A 26,807-nucleotide genomic window follows, 5' to 3' on the forward strand; every position below is an offset into this window, starting at 1 on the left:
ATAGCCTTCCAAGGGTGATCCGGCGGACGCGTCGGGTGCCTGATCGAAAGGTAGCCCTACCACGGATGTACTGGGGGGTGGGCCGATTGAAATGAAAGGGCCGGCGTTTCGCCTTTGGGTTTGATCCTGGCCTTTGTCGCAAGGCAACCCCGTCAGCAATGGCGGGGTTTCGTTTTTCTGGCGTCTTAGAGCGTTTTCCAGAAGAGTTGATAGACTTTTCGAACAAGAAAACGCGTCAAAACAAGAAGCTAGAGAAAGATGCAATTCGAGGTGACCCCGTCAAACCGCAAAACGCCATAGTCTTCGAGCGCCGAAGCGCTCACTCCTTGCGAATGAGGAAGAACCAGGCGAGATAGCCGCCGACCGCCAGGGCAATCAGCAGCATCACGGTCTGCTTGGTATCGGCGCTCAAGGCTGCGTCGCGTTGTGCCTGGGCGTAGCGGCTCGCCATTTCCGGGTTACTGCTGACATAGATGGCGGCAATGCCAAGTATGGCGACCAGTACCAGCAAGGTCCAGCGTGAACGAAACAAATCAAATCCTCAACTTCAGACTGGCTGCATTCTCGGCCGGAATGCCGGCGATTTCACGTTAAGAAAGCGCAATTCTGGAACACAGTGTGCTCATGCATGAACTTCTTTGCTCGAGTTCCTTGTTTCGACACGTCCTTGCGCTTCCGCTAAATCCCAGAAAGCTTCGTCAGCGCCCCTGGAACAGTGGCGCCCGCTTGGCCAGGAAGGCGGCGACGCCTTCGGCAAAATCGTGCGAGGCGCCCGCCTCGCGCTGCAGCGCCGCTTCCAGGGCCAATTGGGCATCGAGATCGTTGTCGGCGCTGGCCAGCACCGCTTCGCGGATCATGCGGAAAGCCAGGGCCGGGCCCAGGGCGAGCTTGGCAGCAAAGGCCGCGACGTCGTCGCGGAAGCTGGCATCCTCATAGAGCTTGTAGACGAGGCCCATGCGCAAGGCTTCCTCCGCCGGCACCGCCTCGGCGGTCAGCATGAGGGCGAGCGCGCGCTTGGGGCCGATCAGGCGCGGCAGCAGCCACGTGCCGCCGGCATCCGGGATCAGGGCGATCTTGGCGAAGGCTTCCTGCAGGGTCGCCGATCGCGACGCCAGCACGATATCGCAGGCCAGGGCGATGTTCATGGACGCACCGACGGCCGGGCCGTTGAGTGCCGCGATGGTCGGCTTTGGAGAGCTGACGATCTGCTTGATCAGGGGGTTGTAGTCCCGTTCCAGGGCGGGGCCGAGGTCGATGTCACCCCGGCTGTCGCGCGGCAGGTCCTCGGTGAGGTCCTGGCCCGAGGAGAAGGCGCGCCCCTCACCGGTGAGCACGATCACCTTGACCTCGTCATCGGCAATTGCCGCTGAAAGCGCTGTTCGGAGTTCGGCGTGGAGGCTTGCCGTAAAGGCATTGAGCTTCGTGGGGCGGTTCAGCCTCAGAGTGCGTACCGAACCCACATTCTCCACCACCAACTCGCTCATGCCGTACTCCCCGTTCAGACACCCTTTTCCAGCGCCGCCTCGATGGCCCGCCGGCGCCGCATTTCGCGTCCGGCAGCATAGAGGCCGCTGAGGATGATCAATATCATGCCGGCACCCGCCCACACATCGGGTAAATCGCCGAAGACCGCAAGCCCGGCCAGGACCGAAAGCGCGATGGCCGAATAGCGGAACGGGCTGACGACCGAGACATCGGTGCCGCGATAGGCGGCGATGACCAGGGCATGCCCGCCGACAAGACTCAGGCCGCCCAGCATCAGGAGCGAGAAGTCGGCAAGGTGGAGCGGCTGCCATTCGGATACGGCCGAGCCGGCAAAACCGGCCAGGGAGACGATGGTCGTGGTGCCGAGCGTCACCAGCAGGGTCGGCACACTGGCGCCGATGCGGTGGGTGACGAGATCGCGCAGCGCCGCCAGCACGGCGCAGGCCAGGGTGGCCAGGACATAGATATTGAGGCCTTCCGTGCTCGGGCGAGCCACCAGGATCACGCCGGCAAAACAGACGAACACGGCCACCCATCGCCTGGCGTCGACCTTCTCCTTGAGCAACAGCGCCGACAAGGCCAGCAGGAGGATCGGCGCGATCTGGCCGATGGCGGTGGCGATGCCGAGCGGCACATGGCTGAGGCCGAGAATGGAGGCGAAGGCGACCACGCTCTCCATGCCGCCGCGAGCGGCGACCCGCCATTGCCAGATCAGGCGGAAATGGCGCTGAAGGCCGCTGGCCAGGATGAGGGTGAGCACGAAGGCCGTCGCAAAGACGCCGCGAATGGCGATCACCTCGCTGACGGGCATGCGGGCGGTGGCGAGCTTGGCGACGGAATCGTTCACCACGAAGCATGCCATCGCAGCAATCATCAATATGATGCCGCGCTGATTGGCCCGTTGGCGGCCGAGATCGGCCTGGGTAAATGCAACCGTGGTCATCAGGCGATGGCTTCCTGCGTACGCCTCGATCTGACGAAGAGCAGGGCTAGCCCGCTTGCCACGATCATCACCATGCCGGTTATGGCGAGCCCGTTCGGCACCTCGCCCCAGACCAGGAAGCCGCCGATCACCGCCCAGACGGTGAAGCTGTAGTAATAGGGCGCCACGATCCCGGCCGGCGCCCTGCGGTAGCTCAGGAAGATCGCCATCTGGCCGAGCGTGACGATGAAGCCGGATGCTGCCATGGTCACCCATTGATCGAGCGAGGGCGGCATCCAGCTCTCATGGATCAGGGTGGCACAGCCGGTGGCGAGCGTCAGCACTACGGTCGTGGTGGTGAGGACGACAAAAGTAGGAATGGTGGAGGGCGTACCGCGAGTGAGCAGGTCTCGCGTCGCCACCATCATTGCGGTCACAAAGGCGTAGAGCGCCGCGGGTGACAGGCCTGCGCCGCCGGGCTGTGCCACCAGCAGGGCTCCGAGAAAGCCGGTGCAGACCAGAGCGAGGCGCACCGCCCCGATCCGCTCGCGGAAGATCACGGCCATGGCGACGATGACCAGCAGCGGTGCGGTCTGGCCGATGGCGATCGCATCGGCGATCGGCATGGCGGACAGGGCCGCCATGTAGAAGAAGGTGGCTGCCGCCTCGAGCATCGCGCGCAAGATGGCGCGCCAATGCAGGGCGCCACCGAGCTGGCGCATCTGCCCTGTCGCGACCAGCAGGAGGCTGCAGGACACCAGCCCGAAGAAACCGCGCATGAACAGGACCTGGAAGGGCTGCAAACCCTGCGCCGTGAGCTTCATCAGGCTGTCGCTGACGACAAACAACCCTGTCGCGAGAACCATCGCGACGATTCCGGACCAATGCGATTGTGCGGGCGGCATGGAGGCGCAATCAAAAGATCGCCGCCGGCAGGCAGCGGGCAATCAGGAGGTAAGAGAATAATACTTACCTATACTTTGTCTGAGGATTTGGCAAAGACAAACCGAGGGAATCTCAAGAAAAGCGCCCGAGGCTGAACATGCCGAGGTCGAGGCGGCTGCTGCCCGTGGTGGCGAGCTCGGCGAGGGCCTCGCCGACGGCGCTGGCGAATTTGTAGCCATGGCCCGAACAGGGCGATGCGACGATGACCTGCTCGTGGCCGGGCAGGGTGTCGATGATGAAATGCTCGTCGGGCGTCATCGTATACATGCAGGCCTTGAGGCCGAGCAGGTCGCCATTGGCGCCCGGAATGTGTTTGGCGAGGCAGGCTCGCAATTGCTCGCGATGCCGGGGGGAAGGCTCCCGGTTGGGCGTGTCGGGGTCGTAGGCTTCGCCGCCATAATGCGGGGAGCCGAGCTTGAATCCCGGATGCTGCCAGAGCGGGAAGCCGTAGAAATGCCCCTCGTCGGCTTCGAGCGTGAAAACCGGGAAATGGGAGAGGTCGAAGAGGGAGGGCCGGGCAGGGGCGAACCAGCCGAGTGTCTGCAGCACCACCTCGGTCGAGCGCTTGAGCGCGGGCACGAGTTCCCCGATCCAGGCACCGGGCGACAGGATGAGCCTGCCGGCTTCGTAGCTGCCCTGGTCGGTCGTCACGCGCACCCCGCCATCCGCTGTCGGCTCCCAGCCCAGCATGGCTTCGCAGCCGTGAATCTCGGCGCCGTGATGCAGGGCGAGTGCCGTATGGGCGAGGATGGCCCGCTCGGAAGCCACGAAGCCCGACTGGGGCTGATAGAGGCCGATATGATTGCGGTCGAGCGTGAAGGGATAGCGTGCCTCGATGGCGTCGCGATCGAGCAATTCGTGCTCCAGGCCATGGGCCTGGCTGGCCTCGAGTGCCTTCTCGACGATGCCGCTGCCCTCATGGGCGATGTCGAGCGCACCGACTTCGAAGAATAGCGGCTCGCCGGTGAGCTTGCCGGTCTCGATCCACAACTCCCGGGCCCGCTGCACCAGGGGCACATAGGCTTCGCCCTCGAAATAGGCGAGGCGCAGGATGCGCGTCAGGCCATGCGAGGAGCCCATCGCATGGCCGATTTCGAATTTCTCGAGGCCGAGTACACGCACGCCCCGCTTGGCGAGCTGATAGCAGGTGGCCGATCCCATGCCGCCGACACCGGCGACGATTACATCAAAGGTCTTGGACATTATGGGAGACAAGTGGAAGGCAAACCGGCCGAGTCTTCAACCCTTCCTGCCGGCCACAAGTTGTTTTCCCGGGAGCGCGGACGTCCTCGTCCGCTCTTGGAAACACCCGGCTTGAGAAGGGAAAGAACGGATGAGGACGTACGCGCTCCCAGAAAAATCGCACAACGCAGCGTGCTTGTCACCACGGGCGCTCTTTACCCGCCGGTCACGCTCATATGCCTGCTGACGGCGGGCTGCCTGGTGCGCCGGTCGATGACGAAGTCATGTCCCTTGGGCTTGCGGGTGATAGCGCGATCGATGGCGGCGTTGAGGAGATCGTTGGCCTCGGAAGCACGCAGGGGCGCGCGCAGGTCGGCGGCATCTTCCTGACCCAGGCACATATAGAGCGTGCCGGTACAGGTGACACGCACCCGGTTGCAGCTCTCGCAGAAATTATGGGTCATCGGCGTGATGAAGCCGAGGCGGCCGCCGGTCTCGCGAACGCGCACATATCGGGCCGGGCCTCCCGTATTATAGGGAATGTCATCCAGCGTGTAGGTGTCGAGCAGCTGGGCGCGCAGCACCGAAAGCGGCAGATATTGGTCAACCCGATGCCCGGTGACGTCGCCCATCGGCATCACTTCGATGAAGGTGAGATCCATGCCGCGGCCATGGGCCCATTCGATCAAGCCGACCGCTTCGTCCTCGGTCATGCCCTTGATCGCGACGGCATTGATCTTCACCGCAAGGCCCGCTGCCTGGGCCTTGTCGATGCCATCCATGACCTTGGCGAAATCGCCCCAGCGGGTGATCGCCTTGAAGGCGGCCGGATCCAGCGTATCGAGCGAGACGTTGATGCGCTTGACGCCGCAATCCTTGAGTTCGGCGGCGTAGCGGGCAAGTTGCGAGCCGTTGGTGGTCACGGTGAGCTCATCGAGCCGGCCACTGTCGAGATGGCGCGAGATCGAGCGGAACAGAGTCATGATATCGCGCCGCACCAGCGGCTCGCCGCCGGTGAAGCGCAGCTTGCGAACACCCTTGGCGATGAAGGCGCTGCACAGCCTGTCGAGCTCCTCGAGGGTGAGCAGGTCCTTCTTGGGCAAGAAGGTCATGTCCTCGGACATGCAATAGACGCAGCGAAAGTCGCAGCGGTCCGTTACGGAAACACGCAGGTAATTGATCGCGCGCCCGAAAGGGTCGATCATTGGCGGCATGTCCGCCATGGCATGATCATCCAGCACGTTCATACTCCCGGAAGCAAGGCGCTCTTGAATGAAAGCCTCCCGCTCCAACTCCCTGTTTCGATGCGTCTTGCGACGGTTGGCAAGGCACCGGATCGAAAGACGCTTTAGGGGCATGTCCCCTTTGGTATTCTTCTAAGCCGACGACGGCACAAACACCAATGATAGTCTAGGCAAACTGCCATTATGTCGCAGAGTCCGAGCCGAATGCTCAAACAGCTTCGGTTTGGGTTTGCGACTTGCGCAGCATCCGCCTTCTCCTTATGTGGCGATCAGAACAGAAAAGGGAAGATGCCGTGAGCGGAGACGTCGCGAAGGCCTGGCCGACCGAATTGCGCCTGTCCAAGGACAAGAAGACCCTGACCGTGAGTTTCGACGACGGCCAGTCCCATATGTTCAGCGCCGAGATGCTGCGCGTGATGTCGCCGAGTGCCGAGGTGCAGGGCCACAGTGCCGCCGAGCGCAAGACGGTGGGCGGCAAGATCAATGTGGCCATCCTGGCCCTCGATCCGGTCGGCAACTATGCCGTGCGCATTTCCTTCGACGACATGCACAATACCGGCCTGTTTACCTGGACCTATCTTGCGGAATTGGGCCGGGAGAAGGAGAGCCGCTGGGCCTCCTATCTCGCCGACCTCAAGGAGAAGGGCCTGTCGCGCGAAAGGCCGGGGCAGCGCTGAGGCAGCCCCTGCTACCTGCTCAGGTGGGATCTTCGCGGTGGAGGTCGTGGATCGCCATGCCGCCCTCGGCATCCACGGGAGGCAGCAGCCATTGGCGATGGCGCAGCGTGCGCTGCGTGTCCTCCAGCCCCATGTCCCAATGCTCGCGCATCGAGGTGCCGGAGAATTCATAGTCCTTGGCGTGGCCCTCGTAGTTCTTGTGCTGGTAGATCAGGTGCACGATGTTGACGAGGCCGAGCCTGGCGTGGTTGTCGATGAGGGCCTGTTCGTCCCGCGTCAGCAAATCCTTGGGCACGCGCTTCAGTGCATCGATCAGATGGGTCTTGATGCTGTGGATACGCCGGAAATTGTCGGTGTTCTGGCGCGTACGGCTCGAATACATGATGTCCTTGTGGCGCGAGAGCACGTCCGGCATGCTGCGGGGCAGGGTGCCGCGGGCGCTGAAGAGATCGACCTGGAACACCAGCGAGCTGCGCTCCTCCTCCTGGTCGAGTAGATATTGCAGCGGCGTGTTGGAGACGATGCCGCCGTCCCAGTAATATTCGCCCTCGATGCGAATGGCGGGAAAGGCTGGCGGCAGGGCGCCCGAGGCCATGATGTGCTCGGGGCCGATGCGGACCTCGTCCGTGTCGAAATAGACGAAATTGCCGGTGCGCACATTGACGGCGCCGACGCTCAGGCGCTTGCGGCCATCGTTGAGGATGTCGAAGTCGACAACCTCTTCCAGCGTCCGCTTCAGGTCCGAGGTGTCGTAGAAGCTGGTGGCCCCTTCAGCTCCCGGAAGCTCCAGCCAGGGATTGGGCAGGCGTGGCTTGAAGAAGCCGGGCTGGCCCTGTGACATGGTGATCCAGGAACTGGTGCGGTTGCGGATGTCGCGAAACAGATCGCCCTCCGGCGTATAGGCCCAGATCTTGCGGCCGGAGATCGTCTGCCAGAACTGCTCGAGCCGCTGTAGCCGGTGGCGCGGTTCGTTGCCGGCAATGATCGAGGCGTTGATGGCGCCGATGGACACACCCGAGAGCCAATTCGGTTCGCAGCCGGCATTGGCCAGCGCCTCGTAGACGCCGGCCTGGTAGGCACCAAGCGCGCCGCCGCCCTGGAACACCAGGGCGATGCGATCATATTGTGCCGAGATCTCCTCGATGGTGGCGCGCGCGGCCTTGTCTCTATTGCGTTCGAGCACGGTGGAAACTCCGGTCAGGTAGGCTGGGTCAGCGGGCGGCGAGATAGTCGTGCACCACCTCGCCGAGCCCGAGCGTGAGGTCGGCGACGAAATGCACGGCCGAGACGACCTCCAGCACCGGCAGGCGGCTGACATCGGCCATGACATGGGCGTGCAGCTCCAGCGCGGCCGGGGCCGTCCAGGCTTCCTTGAGCGTCACGTCGGTGAGGTAATAGCGCACGAGTTCGCAGATCCGCGGCGACCCGTCGACATGCGGGATGATCTTGATGAGGAAGTTGGGCGCGCCGAGCGAGTCCAGCACGGCCTGCCGGTCGGCGAGGCGGTGCTTATAGCCCATGGTCCCGGTCGCGCAGAGCACGCTGCCGTAATGAAGCGTGCCGACGATGACTTCGCCCTCATGCACGATCTTGGGTGTCGCCAGCTTTTTGGGAAAGCCCCACAATTCGCGGCCACCGGCGATGGGGGCATCGTCGTCCAGATACATCGAATGGACATAGGCGCCGTGCTGACCCTTGAACCGCACAGGAATGACCTGTCCGGTCTCGGTATAGTCGCCGAAGCCGGTCGAGTCGGGCATGCGGATGAATTCGTATTTCACCAGCGGCTCGTCGATCTCGAGCGGGGCGGGCACCACAGCTTCCAACGCCTCGCGCGTCGTGCGGTAGGTGATGATGATGTATTCGCGGTCGAAGAAACGGTAGGGGCCGGGCGGGAAGGAGGGATTGGTCAGCGGCATCGCATAGGCGCGCTTGACGACTTCGGCTTGATCCACGGGATGTCCTTCATGAAAAGCGGGGAGGATCTCGGCCTATGTTGCATGGCAGCATGACAGGTCCATGTCCGCTGGAGCAAAGCGCGTTCATGCCTGAACGCCTGTTCGCTCCCACTCATCGTCCCCCCGAGCGTCTTTGCGATTCTGGGTGATCCCGTCTCGTTGCAAGGCGCTCTGGGAGCCGAGGGCCGGTGTAATAAAGGCGACATCTGGCCATGCCAGCTTCCGGGCCGGCGGTCCTGTCCGCCGCACCTTCCCACCTCCTGCCTGACGAGATGAACATGGCCCAACTCTCCTCCCGCAATGCCCTGGTCACCGGCTCGACCAGCGGCATCGGCCTCGCCGTTGCCCGAGCCCTGGCGGCCGAAGGGGCCAACGTCACCATCAACGGTTTCGGCGACGCCGATGCCATCGAGCGCGAGCGGGTCGGAATCGAAAAGGATTTTGGCGTGAAGTGCCGCTACAGCGGCGCGAACATGATGGTTGGGGCCGAAATCACCGCCATGATCCACGAGGCCGAGGAGGCTTTCGGCAGCCTCGACATCCTGGTCAACAATGCGGGCATCCAGCATGTCGCCCCGATCGACGAGTTTCCCGACGACAAGTGGGAAGCGATCACCCGCATCAACCTGATCGCCTCCTTCTATGCCATCAAGGCAGCGATTCCGGGCATGAAGCAGCGCAAATGGGGCCGCATCATCAATACGTCATCGGCCCATGCTCTCGTGGCTTCGCCGTTCAAATCCGCCTATGTCGCCGCCAAGCATGGCGTTACCGGCCTGATCAAGACGGTGGCCCTCGAGGTCGCCGAGCACGGCATCACCGCCAATGCCATCGCCCCCGGCTACGTCTGGACGCCGCTGGTGGAAAAGCAGATTCCCGATACGATGAAGGCACGTGGGCTGACCGAGGAACAGGTCAAGCATGACGTCCTGCTCGCCGCACAGCCGACCAAGGAATTCGTCACGGTCGACGAAATCGCGGCCGTCGCGCTTTTCCTGTGCAGCGATGCCGCCAGGCAAATTACCGGCACCACCCTGCCGGTCGACGGGGGCTGGACGGCGCAGTAGCCCAGGGTCATCCCGGACGCGATGCGGCACGTAGTGACGCTTCGCAGAGCCGGGACCGCAGGAGGAGAGAGACGCTCTATTCGGAGCACGGTCCCGCGTCTGCGACGCAGCATTACATGCTACATCGCGCGCGGGATGACGACGATCGTCAGCCGCGGATGATCACCACCCTGGTGCCGACCTTCACCCGCTCGTAGAGGTCGGTGACGTCGTCATTGGTCATGCGGATGCAGCCCGACGACACGGCCTGGCCGATGGTCTGCGGCTCGTTCGAGCCGTGGATGCGGTAGAGCGAGGATCCCAGATACATCGCCCGGGCGCCCAGCGGGTTCTGGATGCCGCCGGCCATGTAGGCGGGCAGGTCCGGCCGGCGCTTGCGCATCTGCGGCGGCGGCGTCCAGCCAGGCCATTCGGCCTTGCGCGAGATGCGGTGCACGCCGCCCCATTCGAAGCCCTTGCGGCCGACGCCGACGCCGTAGCGCATGGCCGTGCCGTCTTCGAGAACAAGATAGAGCCGCCGTTCCGGCGAATTGACCACGATGGTGCCGGGCTTCTCGCGGCCGCTATAGCTCACCACCTCGCGCGGGATCGGCGAGACGGCGGCGACGGCGCCTGCATTGGCAGGTTCGCGCGGGCTGCCGAACAATTTCTCGAAGATACTGGCTGCGTTGGCCGAGCTTGAGGCGATGCTCAAGCTCGACACCAAGACCAAGCCTGTCAAAAGACGACGCATGATGAAGCCCCGAATGGTTTGATCGAAATTCTTCGATCTCACTTGAATGAACAGAGCCCCGATCTTCGGATTCTTCAACTGGTGGACGACTGTCAACCGCTAGTCTTCACGCAAAAATCAAGGCCTGTGTCCTCTCAACAACACTTGGCCGAAACATGCTGTGCGTATCGGCACAAGATCTCTCAAGCATTGGTGCCGCCATCGATGGTATAGGCGCCACCCGTGGCATATTGCGCCTCCGGACTTGCCAGCCAGGCGACCAGGCCAGCGATCTGCCCGGGCTCGCCATATCTGGGGATCGCCATCGCGGCCCGTGCCTGGTCGGCGCGTTCGGTGGTGGCGGGGTTCATGTCGGTATCTGTCGGGCCGGGATGAACGATGTTGACGGTGATGCCGCGCGGGCCGAGGTCCCGGGCCATGGCTTGGCTGAGGCCGGTCAGGGCCGCCTTGCTCATGACATAGAGACCGATGCCGGCGCGCCCGACGCGGCCGACCAGGTTGGAGCCGATGGAGATGATGCGCCCGCCTTCTGCCATATGAGTGGCGGCGGCCTGGGAGGCGACGAAGGCACCGCGCAGATTGGCGGCTATGATGTGGTCGAAATCTTCGAGGGTGACTTGTTCCACGGTGCCGCCGGTGAAAATGCCGGCATTGTTGACCAGGATGTCGAGGCGGCCGAACGCGGTGGCTGCCTGGTCAACGGCGCTACGGACGGCGCCGGCGTCGGCGCTGTCGGCCTTGATCGCCAGCGCACGCTGGCCCGTGGCCCGGATCTGCTCGGCCACGGCCTCGGCACTCTCGGCCCGGCTTGCATAGGTGATCGCGACATCGGCGCCCGCCTCCGCCAACTGCAGGGCGATGGCGGCGCCGATCCCGCGGCTTCCTCCAGTCACGATGGCTGCCTTGCCCGACAGGGTCTTGATCATGAGGATCTCCTTGGTAAGATGTTCGCCTTACCTAGCAGATCGCATAGGTACGATGCAAGGCTTACCTTGGAGGTTGCTCATGGCCGATCGCGAAGGCCATCCCGAGCCGGAAGAAATGCAGTTCGGCAAATTGCTGGCGGCGCTGGCCGATCCGCTGCGCCGCCGCGTGATCGCCGAACTGGTCCAGGCACCCGACGGCACGGCGCGGCACTGCGCCTCCTTCGGCTTCGAGGTCAGCAAGGCGACGCTGACTCATCATTTCCGCGTGCTGCGCGAGGCGGGCCTGATCTGGCATTTCGATCGCGGCAACAGCCGGGCTGCCAGCTTGCGCCGCCAGGACATCGAGACGCGCTTTCCTGGCTTGCTGGCTCTGGTTGCGGCAGAGGAAGCTTTGGCCAGATCTTGACGTAGACTGGCAGTCGCGCCAGTTCCCTGCAGCGGCAGGCATGGCCTATCAGGATCGCATCCAAGCAAGAGGAGACGATCATGAGCCTGGTCAGCGCCATCCCAGCGGCCCCATCCCACCTTGCCATCGCCCATTTTGAGCGCCGGCTGTCGGTCGAGACCGATTGTTCGGACGTGGCCCAGGCGCTTGCCTCCGGAGAGCAGGATTTCGTACTGCTGCATGTCGTCGGTTCGTCGGAGACCTTCCGCCGCCGGCATGTTCCGGGTGCCCTTCATCTGCCGCATCGCGAAATCGATGCCGGGCGCATGGCGCAGTGGCCTGACGATACCCTTTTCGTGGTCTATTGCGCCGGCCCGCACTGCAATGGGGCCGACCAGGCGGCCCTCAAGCTTGCCCGGCTCGGCCGTCCGGTGAAGGTCATGATCGGCGGCCTGACGGGCTGGGCCGACGAAGGCCTGGTTTTCGCGGACGGGGAGGGGTGAAGGCATTCCCGGGACCGCCAGCATCCTGCCGGCTCACTGTTTCGAATAAGCGCCGTGTTTCCAAGAGCCGGCAGGATGCCGGCGGTCCCAGGAAGAGGCGGTCAAATATCATGCAAGCCGGTATTACTTCGTTAGGCGTCAATCTCGGCGTTATGGCCCTGCCTTGAACAGCGCGAACTCCTCCGCCGTCACGCGGTCGAGATGCTCGCGATAGGCATTATAGTGGCGGTGCGACGGGCCGATCCGGCCGAAGGAGAGGTCCGCCTCGCGGCCGGGAGGAATCGGCACCAGGGCGATGGCCGCCGAGACCGGCGTGAGTTGCGTGCCGCGGCCGGCGCGCAGCGACGTCAGGATACCGTACATCTCGCCGGTATTCATCGGGCGACCGACCACCGCCACCCGGTATTGCCCGCTGATCGACGTCACTAGATAGACATGGCCGGACTGGTTCGGCACAGAGACCTCACCCTGCTGGTTGAATCCGGTGTCGAGGCGCTCGGCCTCGCGGAAGATCAGGCGGGAGGCGCTGTCACTCCAGGTGATCTCGGTGCGATAGGCAAACACCGCCCCGGCCTCGCCGAAGGAGGGGCGCAGCGTGAGGTAATTGCCGGTGAGCCAGGATACGGCCGCCTTGGTGTAGGAACCCAGATGTTCCGGCGCCGTGCCGCCACCCTGGAGGGCAGCCGGGGCGGAAGCTGGATCAGCATGACGCAGGTCGGCGCCGAGGGCTTCCTCCAATCGAATGACGGTGGCGAGCGTGAAGGGACGCCGCCCGGAAAGGGCCTTTTCCAAGGTCGACAGGCTGATCTTGGCCTTTTCGGCGAGGGTCTGGCGCGAAATGCGCCGACGTGCCAGGGCCTCGCGCACCGCGAGCGTGATCTGGTGGGCTTGTTCGCTGGAAAACTCGCTGTCCGACGTCAAGATACCGGTCCTGCAAAAGCATTTTCCTAATCGAAGAGTCGATCGACTTTTCGATTAGGAAAATGCGTTAAAATAAAGCTTTAGAGCATAGCGCGTTCAGACATGAGCCCGCTTTGCTCGGCGCCGCCGACATGGCTCTGCGTACAATCACGTACAAAACCGGACATTGCCGCAGGAGTCCACAGCCGGCAAGGCGATTTGTGACGGTTTATGCCTAACAAACGCAGTTAATGAAGCTCGTACGCACAGTCCTCGCGGGAGCAGAACGGAACCAGGCCACACGAGGCCGGATAGCGTTCAATGAGGACGACATGCACATGAACCAAGCGGTTGCCGGCCGCCAAACCGGCAGACGACGGCACCCTCATTCCGGCATCGGTCGCGCCGCGCTGATTGCGTTGGCCGAACGTTTCCTCATGGCGGTGCTGGTCCTTGTAACCTTCCTCATCTTCGTGGTGGGCGCCTATGCCGCTCCGCGCATCACCGTCGACGACGTCAAGGCGGGGTCCCTGCTGATGCGCACGGACGATCCCGGCTCCTATGTCGAAGCCGTGAGGACGGCCACCGACGTCCAGCTCAGCGTCAGTGGCCCTACCATTCGCGCCACGCTGACCCAGATGTTCCACAACCCGAGTAAATCCTGGGTCGAGGGCATCTATGTCTTCCCGCTGCCCGACGGCGCCGCAGTCGACACCATGAAGATGGTGATCGGCCAGCGCGTCGTCGTGGCTGATATCAAGGAAAAGCAGCAGGCCAAGCTGGTCTACGAGCGCGCCAAGGCCGAGGGCAAGAAGGCGGCATTGGTCGAGCAGCAGCGGCCGAATATGTTCATGAACTCGATTGCCAATATCGGCCCCGGCGACACGGTGGTCATCCAGATCGAATATCAGGAACCGGTGCGCCAGGCCGACAATACATTCTCTCTCCGCGTGCCTTTGGTGGTGGCACCACGCTTCTCGCCGAGCGAAATCGGCGCCGGCTCGGTCCAGACCGTGACCTTCCAGGACAAATCGGGCTGGGGCGCTGTAGCGCCGGCTCCGGGGTCAAGTCAGGTGCCGCAGGCGCCCGTCCTCGATCCGCGCGAGAATGCGCCGGTCAATCCCGTGCAGATCCGCATCGATCTCGACGCTGGCTTTGCGCTGGGCGAGGTGAAGAGCGCCTTTCATCCCGTCAAGATCATCGACAAGGGCCCCCAAGCCCGCCATATCGAGCTGGCCTCGGGGCCGGTGCCGGCTGACCGCGATTTCGAATTGACCTGGCAGGCCCAACCCAGCCAGACGCCGAGCGTCGGCCTGTTTCGTGAAAAGGTCGGCAGCGACGACTATCTGATCGCCTATGTCACGCCGCCCAGCCTCAAGAGTGCGCAGGCCGACCAGCGTCCGCGCGACGTCACCTTCGTGATCGACAATTCCGGCTCGATGGGTGGCACCTCGATCGAGCAGGCCCGGGCCAGCCTCGCCTATGCGCTGGGCCGCCTGACGCCATCGGATCGCTTCAACGTCATCCGCTTCGACGACACCTTCACCAACCTGTTCGGCGGCACGCTGGCGGCCACGCCCGAGAACATTGCGCGGGCCCAGGACTATGTCGCGCGGCTCCAGGCCAATGGCGGCACCATGATGGTCGCGCCCATGCTGGAGGCCCTCAAGGACGACCATACCGACGAAAAGGGCTTCCTGCGCCAGGTGGTGTTCATCACCGATGGCGGCATCGACAACGAGCAGGAGCTGTTCGACGCCATCGCCTCGCATCGCGGTCGCTCCCGTGTCTTCATGGTCGGCATCGGCTCGGCGCCGAATTCCTACCTGATGACCCGTGCGGCCGAGCTCGGCGGCGGCGCCTTCATGCAGATCGGCTCCGTCGACCAGGTGCAGGAGCGCATGAAGCAGCTGGTCGACAAGTTGGAGAGCCCGGCGATGACCAATGTCGACGTGGCCATCTCGTCTGGCTCCGCTGACGTGACGCCGCGCATCCTGCCCGACCTCTATCATGGCGAGACCCTGGTGCTGGCGGCCAAGGTCAAGCATCTCACCGGTGAGGTTGAGGTGCGCGGCCTCATCGACGGCAAGGGCTGGTCCGTCTCGCTGCCGGTTGCCGGCGCGGCCGAGGGAGCCGGCATCTCCAAATTGTGGGCACGCCGCAAGATCGACGATACCGAAGTGGCGCAAACGCTGCGCCAGATCAGCCGCGAGGATGCCGACAAGCGCATCCTGGGTCTCGCCCTCGACCATCACCTCGTTACCCGCCTCACCAGCCTGGTGGCCGTCGACAAGACGCCGATCCGCCCCCGCGGCGTGCGCCTGTCCCGCTCCGACGTGCCGCTGAACCTGCCGGCCGGCTGGGATTTCGACAAGGTCTTCGGCACCAAGGGCGAGACGGTCTCCGACCGCGAGCAGCGCCAGGCCTTGCTCGATCTCGATGGCAGGAAGGTGCAGACCATCGACGCCTCGCGGGCGATCAGTCTGCCGCAAACCGCCACCGACGCAGAGCTGCGCCTGATCATCGGCGGCCTGCTGCTTGCCGGCGGCCTCACCTTCGGCCTCCTGACCCGCCGGCGCAGGGCATTCGCATGATTGCGCTCAAACTCCAAAGGCTCCCGCCCGCAGCGGCGGGAGCTTCCTTGTTTGCCAGGACCCGGCTGCTGGTGATGGGTGGGCTGGTCTGCGCCGGCCTGGTCCTGGCCGGGCAGGGGCTGTGGATCCACGCCAAGGCCTTCCTCGCCCAGATCCTGCTCGACAGGGCCTTCGACCAGTCGGTGGCCAGCGGCGCCATCGTCAAGCCCTGGTCCTGGCTGGATACCTATCCGGCAGCCCGCATCGAGGTGCCCCGCCTCGGGAGGAGCGCGGTGGCGCTGGAGGGGGCGAGCGGGCAGGCCCTGGCGTTCGGGCCGGCTCACGTGGCCGGTACGCCGGCCGCCGGGGAGGCGGGGACGGCCGTCTACGCCGCCCATCGCGATACCCATTTCACCTTTCTCGGCGAGATGCGGCTCGGCGACGAGATCAAGGTCATCCGGCGCGATGGCGTCGCCGTTCGCTATCGTGTGACCGGGCAGGATATCCGCCGTTGGGACAGCTCCGGCATCGACCCCGCCGCGCCCGGGCGCCATCTCGTGCTGGCGACCTGCTGGCCATTCAATGCCGTCACCAGCGGCCCCCTGCGCTATCTCGTTCATGCCGAGATGGTGCAGGAAGGCATGAGGAAGATCGATTGAAGCGACGCTCGCCATGATCTAGTTTGCTCACAAAACGTCCGATGGGAGCGAACCTTGAGCGAACTGAACCGTCAGAACCGGATCATCGAGGTTCTGGGCAAGCGTCCCTTCCTCACGGTGCGCGACCTGCAGGGACAACTGGGCGTGTCGGCTGCCACCATTCGCCGGGATATCGACAAGCTCGACCAGTCCGGCAAAGCCCAGAAGGTCTATGGCGGCATCGCGGCGCTCGACGGGTCGGCCGCGCCCGGCCGTCATGCGGCCAAGCCCTATGACGAAAATCGTGATCTTGCCGTGGAAGCCAAGCAGGCGATCGCGGAGGAGGCGGCGACGCTGGTGCGCGATGGGGATTCCGTCATCATCCATGGCGGCTCCACCTGCTTCTATCTCGGCGCGAAGCTCGCGCATCGCAATGTGCGCCTCTATACCAATTCCATGCCCCTGATCGCCTTTCTCAGCGACCGCGGCAGCTGCAGCCTGACGGTCGCGGGCGGCGAATTGCACCGCGAGCCCGGCATTATCCACCCCACCGCTCCGGCGCCACCGTTCTATGCATCGAAGTTCTTTCTCGGTGCCCAGGGCATCGGACGGGACGGGCTATTGGAATCACATCCCCTGCTGGTGCGCACCATCATCGATCTCAGCGCCAATGCCGATCAGGTCGTCGTGCTGGCTGACAGCCGGAAATTTGCCATCCGCGCGCGTAGCGTCGCCCTGCCGCTCTCCAGGGTGGGGGTTCTGATCACCGACGACGGCTTGTCGGATCGGGATGCCAAGATGCTCGAGAATGCCGGCATCACGATCCGGATCGTCTCTCTCTCGTCCGAGACGGTTTGACGGCGTTGCGCTCCCACTCGCAATGAGCGAGTGCAATCGATGTGGCGCTCAGGCTATTGCATGCACTGGAACCAGGCCGCAAGCTGGCTGACGTGCTGTCGCCCAATTTCTTATTGAAATACATGAGTAAAAAGGAATTTTTGCCGGAATCGGAGGTCTCGTGATGATGATGATTCTAGATCATTCGTGAGTTAATTATTTCACATGATGCTTTATCCCGCTTGCTGAAAGACGATTTTTGATCTAGTTGGGCGATATGTCTTACAAAAAAGCGTGAAGAGAGGCGCGGACATGGGGGAGACGTGGGTCGGCCGGATGACGATCGTCGCCGGGCAAGCCTTTCGGTCACGCCTGGGTCGTCCCATGGCGGCAGTCACTTGGAGGGCGCCATGACGGCCGTCGTCAGCCTTCGCGACATCTCCAAATCCTTTTCCGGCGTGAAGGTGCTGCGCGACGTCAATTTTGACGTGCGCCCCGGTGAAGTCCACGCTTTGCTTGGCGAGAACGGCGCTGGCAAGTCGACGCTGATCAAGGTGATCGCCGGTGTGCATCAGCCGGATACCGGCACGCTGACGGTCGGCAGCGAGACCGTCCGCTTCACCTCGCCACGGCATGCGCGCCGCCACGGCATCGCCACCGTCTATCAGGAATTGCTGCTGTTTCCCGAACTCACGGTGGCGGAGAACATCTTCCTGGGCAATGCTCCCCGCCAGAAGTGGGGCGGGCTCGACTGGAGCGCGATGCGCCTGAGGGCACGCCAGCTCCTGGATTCCCTGGACAGCCACGACCTCGACGTCGATGCCAAGGTCGGCACGCTTTCCGTCGCCAATCGCCAACGGGTCGAGATCGCCAAGGCGCTGTCGCAAGATGCCCGCCTGTTGATCATGGACGAGCCGACGGCCGCGCTGGTCGAGGCCGATGTGCGCCGCCTGATGAGCGTGGTCAAGAAACTGCGCGAGCGCGGCGTCGCCATCATCTATGTCTCGCACCGCATGCCCGAGATCTTCGAATTGGCGGATCGGGTCACTGTGTTGCGCGACGGCAGCTATATCGGTACGCGCGATATCGGCGAGGTGACCGAGGGCTCGCTTGTCTCGATGATGGTCGGCCGTTCGATCGAGCAGCTTTTCCCCAAGGTGGAAGCGCCGCTCGGCGAGGTTGCACTCGAACTGCGCGATGTCAGCTACGGGCGCAAGGTGCAGAACGTCTCGCTGAGCCTGAGGGCGGGTGAGATCCTGGGCCTCGCCGGCCTGATCGGCTCGGGCCGCACGGAATTGGCGCTGACCGTGTTCGGCATCACCCCGGCCAGCACGGGCGAGATCCTGGTCAATGGCCGCAAGGTGACCATCGACGGTCCGCGCAAGGCGCGCGATCTCGGCATCGCCTATGTGCCGGAGGATCGCGGCTCCCAGGGGCTGGTGCGGCCGATGACCATCCGCGAGAACGTCTCGATGGCGGTGCTCGACAAGATGTCGAACGGCTTCGCCATCCGCTTCGGCGACGAGATCCGCCGTTCGGTCGAGGCGATCAAGCGCCTGGGCATCCGCACCCGCGGTCCCGAGCAGATCGTCGGTCAGCTCTCCGGCGGCAACCAGCAGAAGGTCGTGCTCGCCAAGTGGCTGGAGGCCAATCCGCGCATCCTGATCATGGACGAGCCGACCCGTGGTATCGATGTCGGCGCCAAGGCCGAGATCTACGCACTGATGGGACGGCTGGTGCAGCAGGGCGTCGCCATCCTGATGATATCGAGCGAATTGCCGGAGGTGCTTGGCATGAGCGACCGGGTCCTCGTCATCAATGGCGGGCGCATCGTCGCCGAATTCGACCGCTCCCAGGCGACGCCGGATGCCGTCGGCGCCGCCATGACCAATGCCCAACCCCTGCAGGGAGCCGCTTGATGGGCGAGACTGCATCCTCTTCCGCCCTCATGCCCTCGCGTGGCCCCCTGGCGCGCCTGTTCGGCGGGCTCGGCCAGGAGATGGTGGTGCTCGGCGCGCTCGTCGTGCTGATTGCCGCTATCGGCCTCTACAATCCGCGCTTTCTCGGCGCCAGCAACCTGAACGCCATCTTCGCCGGCAATGCCTATATCGCGGTTGCCGCCATCGGCATGGCGATGGTGATCATCTCCGGCCATATCGACGTCTCCATCGGCTCGCTGATCGGTGTTCTCGCCACGATTGCCGGCACGCTGGCGACCAAGGGCTATCCGATCTGGATCGCCTGGTTGGTGCCGGTGCTGGTGGGCATCGCCATCAATGCCTTCGTCGGTGTGCTGGTCGCCTATGCCAGCATCCCCTCCATCGTAGTCACGCTCGGCATGCTTTCCATCCTCAAGGGCGGTCTGATCCTGGCGACCAGCGGCAACTGGATCAACAACCTGCCGCCCGACTTCATGATCGCGCAGATGAACTGGTTCGGCGTGCGCTCGCCCATCGTCATCATGGTGGTGTTGACGGCGGCGGTCGCCTTCTGGATGCGCTATTCGGCCTTCGGGCGCTCGATCTATGCGGTCGGCGGCAATCCCGAAGCCGCCCGCGCCGCCGGCATTCCGGCCAAGCCCGTGACCGTTGCCGTCTTCGCCATTCACGGCTTCTTCGCGGGGCTCGCGGCGCTGCTGTTCGCCACGCAACTGCAGGTGATCCAGTCGACCGTACCCCCCGGCCTCGAACTCACCGTCATCACCGCTGCCGTGATCGGCGGCGTCTCCATCCTCGGCGGCACCGGCACGGTGATCGGCTCCACCCTGGCGGCCATGCTGTTCGCCACCATCACCTCGGCCTTGACCTTCATGCCCTATTCCAACGTGCTGGTGTTCTGGAAACAGGCGATCGTCGGCGTACTCATCCTCGTCACCGTGCTGGCGGACATGGTCCGCCGCCACCGCATGATCTGAGGGGGGCACGATGAACTGGCGCTCCCTTCTGCTTCGCCACGAGGCCATTCTGGCTCTGCTGCTGGTGGTCGTCCTCGTCTTCCTGGCGCAATCGTCCGACAGGTTCCTCACCGTCGACAACCTCCTCAACCAGGCCCGGCTGATGACGGAGATCGGCTTGATCGCCCTGGCGATGACCTTCGTCATCGTCACCGGCGGCATCGATCTCTCCGTCGGCTCGATTGTCGGCGTGGTCGCAATCGTGCTCGGCGTGCTCTGGCAGAATCTCGGCCTGCCGCTGCCGGCCGCCATCGTGCTGGCCCTGGCGCTCGGCACCCTGTGCGGCGTCGTCAACGGCCTGATCGTCACCCGCTTCAAGGTGCCGCCCCTGATCGCCACCCTGGCCACGCTCGCCCTCTATCGCGGCCTGGCGGAGGGCATCAGCCAGGCCCGGTCCGTGCGGGGCTATCCCGACTGGTTCCTGGTGCTGGGGCAGGGGCAGGTGCTCGACGTGCCGGTGCAGGTCTGGCTGCTCCTGCTGGCGGCGATCGTTGCGGCCTGCGTGCTCGGCCTGACGGTGTTCGGTCGTGCCACCTATGCCATCGGCTCCAACGAGGTCGCCGCGCGCTTCTCGGGCATCGCGGTCGACCGCACCAAGATCCTGATCTACGGCGCTTCGGGCCTGTGCGCTTCGCTGGCCGGCGTGATCTTCGTCTCCCGGGTGACGACCACGCGTTCCGACATGGGATCGGGCTGGGAACTCGATGCCATCACGGCGGTGGTCCTCGGTGGCACCAGTATCTTCGGCGGACGTGGCACCGTCATCGGCACGGTACTCGGCCTCGCCTTGATGCAGGCTCTGAAGAACGGCCTGCTGTTGCGGGGCTACAAGGGCGACAGCACCATCATCCTGATCGGCACGGCCCTGATCCTCACCGTGCTGCTCAGCAACCTGGTTCCCCTGCTGAGCCGCATCGCCGGCCGCAAGCGGCCGGCATGACGAAGATCTTCCGGGCGGGGGCTGTCCTCCCGCCTGAAAGGATATTCTGGCGTAAGGCGTTCAATATCAACGATCTGGCCCTCGTTCCGGAATCGGTTTCTCCGGCGGCGGGGACGGCAATGGCAGCCGGTGCAAGACCGGCGAACTGTGGAGGAAGACCATGATCCGTATATCCCTGGCTCTCGCCTTGAGCGTGTCTCTGGTGGGCCTGGCGCATGCCGCCTCGGCCTGGACCGGCGGCGACGACCTGCCCACCAATCCGCTTGCCTGCGATGCCACGCCGGCCAGCGCGACGAGCAAGCCCTATGACGGCGGCGCCGTCACCGGCGCGCCCGACCGCAAGGGCAAGCCGATCAAGGTGGTGGACGTGCCCAAGCTCATCGGCATCGGCTACTTCAATGCCACCTCCAAGGGCATCGCCGATGCAGCCAAGGAGCTCGGCAATGTCGATGCCAAGACCGACGGGCCGACCAAGGCCAATATCGACGAGCAGATCACCTTCATCGACAATTACATCACCTCGGGCGTCGACGGCATCCTCTACGCCGCCAACGACCCGGTCGCGATCGCGCCCGTGCTGAAGAAGGCGCTGTCCAAGGGCATCAATGTCGTCGGCTATGATGCGAATTCCACGCCGGATTCCCGCCAGTGGTTCGTCAACCAGGCCGAGTTCAACGGCATCGCCAAGGCCATGGTCGACAACATGGTCAAGGAGAGCGGCGAGGATGCGGGCGTTGCCATCGTCACCTCGACCTTCACCACGCCTAACCAGGCCCGCTGGATCGCCGAGATGGCAGCCTATGCCGCCAAGTGCCATCCCAAGCTGAAGCTCCTGGAGACGGTGGAGGCGCAGGAGGACAATGCGCTCTCCTTCTCGCAAGCGACCACGCTGATCAACAAATACGGCTCCGATCTCAAGGGCATCTTCGGCATGACCAGTGTCGCCACGCCGGCATCCGCCGAGGCGGTGACCCAGGCCGGCCAATGCGGCAAGGTAGCGGTGATCGGGCTGGCCACGCCCAACGCCATGAAGCCCTATGTCGCCAAGGATTGCGTGAAGTCCGTAGTGCTGTGGAACCCGGTCGATCTCGGCTATGCCGCCATGCAGGTCCTGCGCGCCACGGCCGATGGTTCGCTCAAGCCCGGCGACACCAAGGTCAAGGCCGGCAAGCTCGGCGAGCTCAACGTGATTAACGGCTCCGAAGTGCTCCTCGGCTCGCCCTTCGTCTTCACGAAGGAGAATATCGAGAAGTTCGATTTCTAACGAAAGATCAAGGCTGTAGGCGTCCTTCCCGAATCGGATTGTCGCCCAGTGCTCAAACCAGCAGAAGGCCGGGAGAGATCCCGGCTTTTCCTTTGACGTCGACCCGGAATCGGTGTGGAGAAACCAGTATCCCGCTACCTGAAGCAAAGCGCGTTGAGACGGAGGCGCTTGTTTGCTCTAGCTCTTTGGTCCGACGCGTCTTTGCGATTCTTGGCGTAACCGCCAAATCGCAAAACGCTCTGGTTGGATGCCCCTTGACAGGGGGCAAATTGCACGGGAGTATCGTTTGTACACAAACGAATTTTCGGCGCTTTCTCGAAAGGGCAGCCATGGCTATTTCCGCTCAAAGCCGTGCTCGGGGGGCGCTTGTCGGCCTGGCGATTGGCGATGCCCTGGGCATGCCCACGCAATATATGCCGCGGGCTCTCGTCTCGGCGCGTTACGGCATTCTCGAACGCTTCGAACCGGCGCCCGACGACAATCCGATCAGCCGCGGCATGCCGGCCGGGCGGGTGACCGATGATACCGACCAGGCCGTCATCCTCGGCGAGCTCCTGGTCGAGGGCAGGGGCTATGTCGATCCCCGGCGTTTCGCCGACGAACTCCTGGCTTGGGAAACCCGCATGATCGCAGCGGGCTCGGCCGATCTCCTCGGCCCCTCCACCCGCAAGGCGCTGACGCTGATCGCCGAGGGCATGCCGACCGACGAGACCGGGCGCACCGGCGCCACCAATGGCGCGGCCATGCGCGTTGCCCCGGTCGGCATCGTCTTCCCGGCGCGTCCCGTCGAGGCGCTGGTCGATGCCGTCTTCCAGTCCGGCCACGTCACCCACAACACCACTATCGGTCTTGCCGGCGCGTCGGCCGTCGCCGCTGCCGTGAGTGCCTCGGTCGACGGAGCCAATATCGACGAAGCGCTGCAAGCGGCCGTCGAAGGCGCAGCGCAAGGGGCGAAGCGCGGCTTCTATTTCGCCGGCGGTGATATCGCCGCGCGGATCCGCTGGGCCATCGAGTTGGTACGGGGCAAAAGCGAGGCCGAGGCCCTCGATCTCATCTACGACATCGTCGGAACCGGCGTCGCCACGCAGGAGGCCGTGCCCGCCGCGATGGCCATCATCTCGCTGGCGCCCGACGATCCCTGGCGCATCTGCCGCCTGTCGGCGAGCCTGGGGGGCGATTGTGATACCGTTGCCGCCATTGCCGGCGCGGTGGCGGGTGCCTGCCATGGCGTCGAAGCTTTTCCCGCGCCGGTGATCGCAGCCATCGAGGCCGCCAATCCAGACCTCGATCTTATCGGCCTGGCTGATCGCCTGCTGGCGCTGCGGGGCAGGGCGTCGATCCTGCCTCCCGCCGCGAAGGGAACTTCCTCGGCATGAGCAAGAGGCCGCCTCCCACTCGCCTCCTGTCCGTCGGCAGCGTCCTGGCCGATGTCCGCCTCGACGTACCCTGCCTGCCGCAGCGCGGCGGCGACGTGCTGGGGTCCGAGGCGACGATCAGTGCGGGAGGGGGCTTCAACATCCTCACGGCGGCTGCCCGCAACGGTCTCAGGGCCGCCTTTGCCGGCCAGCACGGCAAGGGGCCCTATGGCGAGCGCATCCGCGCCGAATTGGCCGCCGAAGGTATCGAGGCGCTGATGCCGGTGAGCCGGGATGGCGACAGCGGCTTTTGTATTGTGATGGTCGAGCCGGACGGCGAGCGCACCTTCGTCACCAGCCCGGGCGTCGAGGCGCGGCCGGGGCAAGAACCGCTCTCCACCCTGCAACTGGGCCCGGCCGATGCGCTGTTCGCCTCGGGCTATGACCTCTGCTACCCGCAACTCGGTCCTGCGATCGCCGATTGGATCAGCGGCCTGCCGGCGAGCGTCACCGTGATGATCGATCCCGGTCCCCTGGTCGCCGATATTCCAGCCGACATCATGGCCGCGGTGCTGGTACGGGCCGATATCTTGACCCTGAACCGGCGCGAGGCCGGTCTGCTCACCGGAAGCGACGACAGGACGGAGGCGGCGAGGCGGGTGCGCGATCGCCTGTCGCCGGGCGCGTTGGTGATCCTGAGGGATGGCCCCGCCGGGTGTTTCCTGCTCGGCGGCGACATCGGGGAGACCGGCCTGCAGGTTCCGGCGCCTCCCGTGCGCATGGTCGACGCCACCGGAGCGGGCGATGCCCATACCGGCGTGTTCCTGGCCGCGCTCGCGGCCGGCTATCCCGCGGCCGAGGCTGCGAAGCGGGCCAATGCCGCCGCCGCCCTTGCCGTCACCCGCAAGGGACCGGCGACCGCGCCCGGCACGGAGGAACTCAACGCTTTTCTCGCCAGACAGGACTACGACAAGACTACAACCAGATAGGGTGGATGCCCCCGCAGGCACGAACGCCCAGCCAATGATAAGAAAATCGAGAGCAGAATGTCGCCATCGACGAAGGGAATTGGAAAGATGACATATCGGATCACGCGCCGCCATTTCACCGCCCTGGGAGCCGCGGCCGTCGCCGGCCTGTGGGCACGCCCGGGTTCTGCCCAGGCCAAGGAAATCACCGTGCTCAACTGGAAGGGCTACGGCACCGACGAGGCCTTCGCGCTCAAGGCCTTCGCCGAGCAGACCGGCATCACGGTCAAGCATGACTATTTCAACTCCGAACCGGAAATGCTGACCAAGCTGCGCACCAATCCGGGTGCCTATGACGTGGTGCTGATCAACAGCGCCCGCACCCAGCAGGCCCAGGCCGAGGGCCTGATCGACCCGGTCGACCTCGCCACCATCGCCAATGCCAAGGATCTGGCTCCGGCCCTGAAGGACCACGCCAACCTCAAGGCCGACGGCAAGACCTATGGTCTCGCCTGGCTCTGGGGCATGAATTCCCTCGCCGTGCGCCAGGGCATCAGTGCCGACAGCTGGACGATTTTCTCCGACCCCAAATATGCGGGCAAGCTGGCCCTGTTCGACGATGCCGTGACCTCCGTCGGTATCGGCGCCCTGCTCACGGGCCAGGATGCCAACGATCCCAAGGACCTCGCCAAGATCACCGAGGTGCTGAAGGCGATGAAGCCGAACGTCAAGCTGATGTGGTCGAGCGAAGACGAATGGAACAAGGCGTTTGCCGCCAATTCCTTCGACATCTCCGTCTACTGGTCGGGCGCGGCGGTGCGCTCCATCCGCCAGCACAAGCTGCCGGTGGAGTTCATCGTGCCCAAGGAAGGTGCCATCGGCTGGCTCGACAGCCTGGCGGTGCCGACCTCCAGCACCAAGAAGGAGGATGCGCTCAAATTCCTCAACTACATGATCGATCCCACCTTCTACCTCACCTGGGCCAAGGAGGCGGGCGCCCCGGCCTCCGCCAATGAGGGAGCGATGAACAAGCTGCCGGCCGATGATCTCAACCGGCAGATCCACAAGGCGGACTACCTGCCGAAGCTGACCTTCATGGCCGCCCTGCCGGATGATCGCCGCCAGTCCTTCAACGATTTGTGGGAAGAAGTGAAGGCCTTCTACGCCAAGTAGCAAGGCTTCAAGAAAGTATAGCTGATTCAAGGGTGTAGCCAGTCCTGATGAATCGGTTCGGCAGGGCTGCGGCGGGCCTCGCTGCCACCGGCAGCCTCGCAAAAAGACTCTCGCATCAAGGGCTTGGCAGCCTGGTGTGAATCAGATCGGCAGGCCCTTGTCGCCTTGGACAAGGGCCGGTCGCTACCGCCTTGCAATCGCGGGAAGGATCCATGGCGCTTGGTGCATCGCCGCTTTCAGGCAGAGCGATGCCGGCGACAAGGGAGGGATGAGTGGAGATCGTGTCGAAAGCCGATGGCGGCAAGGCAGGCCCCCGCAGGCGCCTGGGGCAAGGCTGGACCACGGCGGCCTTGTTGACGCCGGCCTATGGCTGGCTGCTGCTGGCCGTCTTCCTGCCGCTCTGCGCCATGCTGTTCTTCAGCTTCCTGAAGAGCTCGCCGGTTCCGGGGCGGGCTCTGGTCTACACCGTCGACAACTACCTCGCCTTCATCAAACGGCCCTATCTGTTCAACGTCGCCTGGACCTCGATCCAGATCGGGCTGTGGACCACGGGCCTGTGCGCGCTGATCGGCCTTCCCGCCGCGATCGCCCTGGCGCGGGCGACGGCCGGGCGCTCCAGGCACATCCTGTTTCTCCTCGTCATCCTGCCGTTCTGGACCAACGGGCTGGTGCGCGTGTTCTCCTGGACCATGGTGCTGCGGGAAGGGGGCATTCTCGATTATGCCCTGCACTGGCTCGTGCCGGCAGCGCCCTCGGTGTCGCTGCTCTACAGTTTTCCGGCCATCATCATCGGCCTGGTCCATGCCTACCTGCCCTATATGATCCTGACCTGCTACCTCTCAGCCACGGCGATCGAGGACACGACCATCGAGGCCGCCCGCAGTCTCGGCGCCCGCACCCCGGTGGTGTTCTGGAAGATCCTGCTGCCGCTCTGCATGCCCGGCCTGATTTCCGGATCGATCCTGATCTTCGTGCCGGTGATCGGCAGCTTCATGGAGCCTCGTATCCTGGGGGGGCGCATCGGCGTCACCATGGGCACCGTGATCGAGGACCAGTTCACCGCGGCTTTCAACTGGCCGCTGGGCGCGGCCCTGTCCTTCACCATGCTGGCGGTGGTGCTCGCGATCTTCGCCGTCTCCTCGCGCGTGCTGTCCGGCCGCGCCGCGACGCCGTAGGAGG

Annotated in this window: 26 protein-coding genes; 15 read left to right on the forward strand and 11 right to left on the reverse strand. The window is 64.3% G+C overall.

The annotated features are described in order from the left end of the window. Positions 1-319: 319 nt before the first annotated feature. The 6 genes from U1R88_RS10625 to moaA all read right to left on the reverse strand — a co-directional run bounded on the left by U1R88_RS10625 (position 320) and on the right by moaA (position 5,757). Complete coding sequence (locus U1R88_RS10625) at positions 320-532, reverse strand: hypothetical protein (RefSeq protein ID WP_068286964.1); 213 nt, start codon at positions 530-532, stop codon at positions 320-322. A 166-nt stretch (positions 533-698) separates the two neighbouring features. Next, positions 699-1,484 carry an enoyl-CoA hydratase-related protein gene (locus U1R88_RS10630; protein WP_322431195.1) on the reverse strand — a complete coding sequence of 262 codons (786 nt, stop codon included), beginning with the start codon at positions 1,482-1,484 and terminating at the stop codon, positions 699-701. 14 nt (positions 1,485-1,498) lie between these two features. Further along, positions 1,499-2,428 (reverse strand): DMT family transporter, encoded by a 930-nt coding sequence (locus U1R88_RS10635; RefSeq protein WP_322431196.1) that lies wholly within the window; start codon positions 2,426-2,428, stop codon positions 1,499-1,501. Then, positions 2,428-3,312: a DMT family transporter gene (locus U1R88_RS10640; RefSeq protein WP_322431197.1), complete on the reverse strand. Its 885-nt coding sequence runs from the start codon at positions 3,310-3,312 to the stop codon at positions 2,428-2,430. Before U1R88_RS10640 ends, U1R88_RS10635 begins: the two co-directional genes overlap by 1 nt. A 112-nt stretch (positions 3,313-3,424) precedes the next feature. Then, on the reverse strand, positions 3,425-4,555 hold the full coding sequence (gene solA / locus U1R88_RS10645; RefSeq protein ID WP_322431198.1) for an N-methyl-L-tryptophan oxidase: 1,131 nt from the start codon (positions 4,553-4,555) through the stop codon (positions 3,425-3,427). A 194-nt stretch (positions 4,556-4,749) separates the two neighbouring features. After that, the gene (moaA, locus tag U1R88_RS10650) at positions 4,750-5,757 is read right to left on the reverse strand and encodes a GTP 3',8-cyclase MoaA (protein ID WP_322431373.1); all 1,008 of its coding nucleotides are present in this window, start codon (positions 5,755-5,757) and stop codon (positions 4,750-4,752) included. Between the two features lie 314 nt (positions 5,758-6,071). Here moaA and U1R88_RS10655 point away from each other — a divergent pair, with 314 nt between their 5' ends. After that, the gene (locus tag U1R88_RS10655) at positions 6,072-6,455 is read left to right on the forward strand and encodes a gamma-butyrobetaine hydroxylase family protein (RefSeq protein WP_322431199.1); all 384 of its coding nucleotides are present in this window, start codon (positions 6,072-6,074) and stop codon (positions 6,453-6,455) included. 19 nt (positions 6,456-6,474) lie between these two features. Here the strand turns inward: U1R88_RS10655 and U1R88_RS10660 are convergent, their stop codons facing one another. Beyond that, positions 6,475-7,638 carry a patatin-like phospholipase family protein gene (locus U1R88_RS10660; protein ID WP_322431200.1) on the reverse strand — a complete coding sequence of 388 codons (1,164 nt, stop codon included), beginning with the start codon at positions 7,636-7,638 and terminating at the stop codon, positions 6,475-6,477. A 28-nt stretch (positions 7,639-7,666) separates the two neighbouring features. After that, positions 7,667-8,410 (reverse strand): acetoacetate decarboxylase, encoded by a 744-nt coding sequence (locus U1R88_RS10665; protein WP_322431201.1) that lies wholly within the window; start codon positions 8,408-8,410, stop codon positions 7,667-7,669. A 281-nt stretch (positions 8,411-8,691) separates the two neighbouring features. Between U1R88_RS10665 and U1R88_RS10670 the strand changes: the two genes are divergently transcribed. After that, positions 8,692-9,480, forward strand: coding sequence for a 3-hydroxybutyrate dehydrogenase (locus tag U1R88_RS10670; RefSeq protein ID WP_322431202.1), 789 nt, complete (start codon positions 8,692-8,694; stop codon positions 9,478-9,480). A 148-nt stretch (positions 9,481-9,628) separates the two neighbouring features. On the opposite strand, the gene U1R88_RS10675 is transcribed toward U1R88_RS10670, so the two are convergent. Together U1R88_RS10675 and U1R88_RS10680 are read right to left on the reverse strand one after the other, a co-directional pair. Then, entirely contained in the window at positions 9,629-10,213 is a 585-nt protein-coding gene (locus tag U1R88_RS10675) for a L,D-transpeptidase (RefSeq protein WP_068287677.1), read from the reverse strand. 182 nt (positions 10,214-10,395) lie between these two features. Beyond that, a complete protein-coding gene (locus U1R88_RS10680; protein ID WP_322431203.1) occupies positions 10,396-11,139 on the reverse strand; it encodes a 3-oxoacyl-ACP reductase family protein in 744 nt (247 codons plus the stop codon). A 79-nt stretch (positions 11,140-11,218) separates the two neighbouring features. On the opposite strand from U1R88_RS10680, the gene U1R88_RS10685 reads away from it, so the two are divergent. Both U1R88_RS10685 and U1R88_RS10690 read left to right on the forward strand, forming a co-directional pair. Next, positions 11,219-11,545, forward strand: coding sequence for an ArsR/SmtB family transcription factor (locus U1R88_RS10685; protein WP_068286992.1), 327 nt, complete (start codon positions 11,219-11,221; stop codon positions 11,543-11,545). Positions 11,546-11,625: 80 nt separating this feature from the next. After that, a complete protein-coding gene (locus U1R88_RS10690; RefSeq protein WP_322431204.1) occupies positions 11,626-12,027 on the forward strand; it encodes a rhodanese-like domain-containing protein in 402 nt (133 codons plus the stop codon). 150 nt (positions 12,028-12,177) lie between these two features. Here the strand turns inward: U1R88_RS10690 and U1R88_RS10695 are convergent, their stop codons facing one another. Beyond that, positions 12,178-12,951 (reverse strand): helix-turn-helix domain-containing protein, encoded by a 774-nt coding sequence (locus U1R88_RS10695; protein ID WP_322431374.1) that lies wholly within the window; start codon positions 12,949-12,951, stop codon positions 12,178-12,180. 314 nt (positions 12,952-13,265) lie between these two features. Between U1R88_RS10695 and U1R88_RS10700 the strand changes: the two genes are divergently transcribed. The 11 genes from U1R88_RS10700 (at position 13,266) to U1R88_RS10750 (ending at position 26,803) form a co-directional block, all read left to right on the forward strand. Further along, entirely contained in the window at positions 13,266-15,521 is a 2,256-nt protein-coding gene (locus U1R88_RS10700; protein WP_425545411.1) for a marine proteobacterial sortase target protein, read from the forward strand. 74 nt (positions 15,522-15,595) lie between these two features. Continuing rightward, positions 15,596-16,159, forward strand: coding sequence for a class GN sortase (locus U1R88_RS10705; protein ID WP_322431375.1), 564 nt, complete (start codon positions 15,596-15,598; stop codon positions 16,157-16,159). Between the two features lie 54 nt (positions 16,160-16,213). Then, a complete protein-coding gene (locus U1R88_RS10710; protein ID WP_322431206.1) occupies positions 16,214-16,996 on the forward strand; it encodes a DeoR/GlpR family DNA-binding transcription regulator in 783 nt (260 codons plus the stop codon). Positions 16,997-17,385: 389 nt separating this feature from the next. Next, positions 17,386-18,894, forward strand: coding sequence for a sugar ABC transporter ATP-binding protein (locus U1R88_RS10715; RefSeq protein ID WP_322431207.1), 1,509 nt, complete (start codon positions 17,386-17,388; stop codon positions 18,892-18,894). Then, complete coding sequence (locus tag U1R88_RS10720; RefSeq protein ID WP_322431208.1) at positions 18,894-19,889, forward strand: ABC transporter permease; 996 nt, start codon at positions 18,894-18,896, stop codon at positions 19,887-19,889. The genes U1R88_RS10715 and U1R88_RS10720 overlap by 1 nt, the downstream gene beginning before the upstream one ends. Positions 19,890-19,899: 10 nt before the next feature. Next, on the forward strand, positions 19,900-20,868 hold the full coding sequence (locus U1R88_RS10725; RefSeq protein WP_322431209.1) for an ABC transporter permease: 969 nt from the start codon (positions 19,900-19,902) through the stop codon (positions 20,866-20,868). A gap of 160 nt (positions 20,869-21,028) precedes the next feature. Continuing rightward, positions 21,029-22,132 (forward strand): autoinducer 2 ABC transporter substrate-binding protein, encoded by a 1,104-nt coding sequence (locus U1R88_RS10730; protein WP_068287014.1) that lies wholly within the window; start codon positions 21,029-21,031, stop codon positions 22,130-22,132. Between the two features lie 329 nt (positions 22,133-22,461). Further along, on the forward strand, positions 22,462-23,508 hold the full coding sequence (locus U1R88_RS10735; protein ID WP_322431210.1) for an ADP-ribosylglycohydrolase family protein: 1,047 nt from the start codon (positions 22,462-22,464) through the stop codon (positions 23,506-23,508). Next, entirely contained in the window at positions 23,505-24,476 is a 972-nt protein-coding gene (locus tag U1R88_RS10740; RefSeq protein ID WP_322431211.1) for a PfkB family carbohydrate kinase, read from the forward strand. Before U1R88_RS10735 ends, U1R88_RS10740 begins: the two co-directional genes overlap by 4 nt. A gap of 87 nt (positions 24,477-24,563) precedes the next feature. Further along, positions 24,564-25,628: an ABC transporter substrate-binding protein gene (locus U1R88_RS10745; RefSeq protein WP_068287025.1), complete on the forward strand. Its 1,065-nt coding sequence runs from the start codon at positions 24,564-24,566 to the stop codon at positions 25,626-25,628. Positions 25,629-26,035: 407 nt separating this feature from the next. Then, positions 26,036-26,803, forward strand: a complete 768-nt coding sequence (locus U1R88_RS10750; protein WP_322431376.1) for an ABC transporter permease — start codon at positions 26,036-26,038, stop codon at positions 26,801-26,803. Positions 26,804-26,807 lie beyond the last annotated feature (4 nt).

This window comes from Labrys sedimenti (genome assembly GCF_034424805.1).
Taxonomy (GTDB): Bacteria; Pseudomonadota; Alphaproteobacteria; order Rhizobiales; family Labraceae; genus Labrys; species Labrys sedimenti.

What these genes read in the sequence shown, in the direction of transcription:
- U1R88_RS10630 (WP_322431195.1), bottom strand. Translation starts at nt 1,484, where the DNA reads ATGAGCGAGTTGGTGGTGGAGAATGTGGGTTCGGTACGCACTCTGAGG.
- U1R88_RS10635 (WP_322431196.1), bottom strand. Translation starts at nt 2,428, where the DNA reads ATGACCACGGTTGCATTTACCCAGGCCGATCTCGGCCGCCAACGGGCC.
- U1R88_RS10640 (WP_322431197.1), bottom strand. Translation starts at nt 3,312, where the DNA reads ATGCCGCCCGCACAATCGCATTGGTCCGGAATCGTCGCGATGGTTCTC.
- solA (WP_322431198.1), bottom strand. Translation starts at nt 4,555, where the DNA reads ATGTCCAAGACCTTTGATGTAATCGTCGCCGGTGTCGGCGGCATGGGA.
- moaA (WP_322431373.1), bottom strand. Translation starts at nt 5,757, where the DNA reads ATGGCGGACATGCCGCCAATGATCGACCCTTTCGGGCGCGCGATCAAT.
- U1R88_RS10670 (WP_322431202.1), top strand. Translation starts at nt 8,692, where the DNA reads ATGGCCCAACTCTCCTCCCGCAATGCCCTGGTCACCGGCTCGACCAGC.
- U1R88_RS10675 (WP_068287677.1), bottom strand. Translation starts at nt 10,213, where the DNA reads ATGCGTCGTCTTTTGACAGGCTTGGTCTTGGTGTCGAGCTTGAGCATC.
- U1R88_RS10680 (WP_322431203.1), bottom strand. Translation starts at nt 11,139, where the DNA reads ATGATCAAGACCCTGTCGGGCAAGGCAGCCATCGTGACTGGAGGAAGC.
- U1R88_RS10685 (WP_068286992.1), top strand. Translation starts at nt 11,219, where the DNA reads ATGGCCGATCGCGAAGGCCATCCCGAGCCGGAAGAAATGCAGTTCGGC.
- U1R88_RS10690 (WP_322431204.1), top strand. Translation starts at nt 11,626, where the DNA reads ATGAGCCTGGTCAGCGCCATCCCAGCGGCCCCATCCCACCTTGCCATC.
- U1R88_RS10700 (WP_425545411.1), top strand. Translation starts at nt 13,266, where the DNA reads ATGAACCAAGCGGTTGCCGGCCGCCAAACCGGCAGACGACGGCACCCT.
- U1R88_RS10705 (WP_322431375.1), top strand. Translation starts at nt 15,596, where the DNA reads ATGGGTGGGCTGGTCTGCGCCGGCCTGGTCCTGGCCGGGCAGGGGCTG.
- U1R88_RS10715 (WP_322431207.1), top strand. Translation starts at nt 17,386, where the DNA reads ATGACGGCCGTCGTCAGCCTTCGCGACATCTCCAAATCCTTTTCCGGC.
- U1R88_RS10720 (WP_322431208.1), top strand. Translation starts at nt 18,894, where the DNA reads ATGGGCGAGACTGCATCCTCTTCCGCCCTCATGCCCTCGCGTGGCCCC.
- U1R88_RS10725 (WP_322431209.1), top strand. Translation starts at nt 19,900, where the DNA reads ATGAACTGGCGCTCCCTTCTGCTTCGCCACGAGGCCATTCTGGCTCTG.
- U1R88_RS10730 (WP_068287014.1), top strand. Translation starts at nt 21,029, where the DNA reads ATGATCCGTATATCCCTGGCTCTCGCCTTGAGCGTGTCTCTGGTGGGC.
- U1R88_RS10735 (WP_322431210.1), top strand. Translation starts at nt 22,462, where the DNA reads ATGGCTATTTCCGCTCAAAGCCGTGCTCGGGGGGCGCTTGTCGGCCTG.
- U1R88_RS10740 (WP_322431211.1), top strand. Translation starts at nt 23,505, where the DNA reads ATGAGCAAGAGGCCGCCTCCCACTCGCCTCCTGTCCGTCGGCAGCGTC.
- U1R88_RS10745 (WP_068287025.1), top strand. Translation starts at nt 24,564, where the DNA reads ATGACATATCGGATCACGCGCCGCCATTTCACCGCCCTGGGAGCCGCG.
- U1R88_RS10750 (WP_322431376.1), top strand. Translation starts at nt 26,036, where the DNA reads ATGCTGTTCTTCAGCTTCCTGAAGAGCTCGCCGGTTCCGGGGCGGGCT.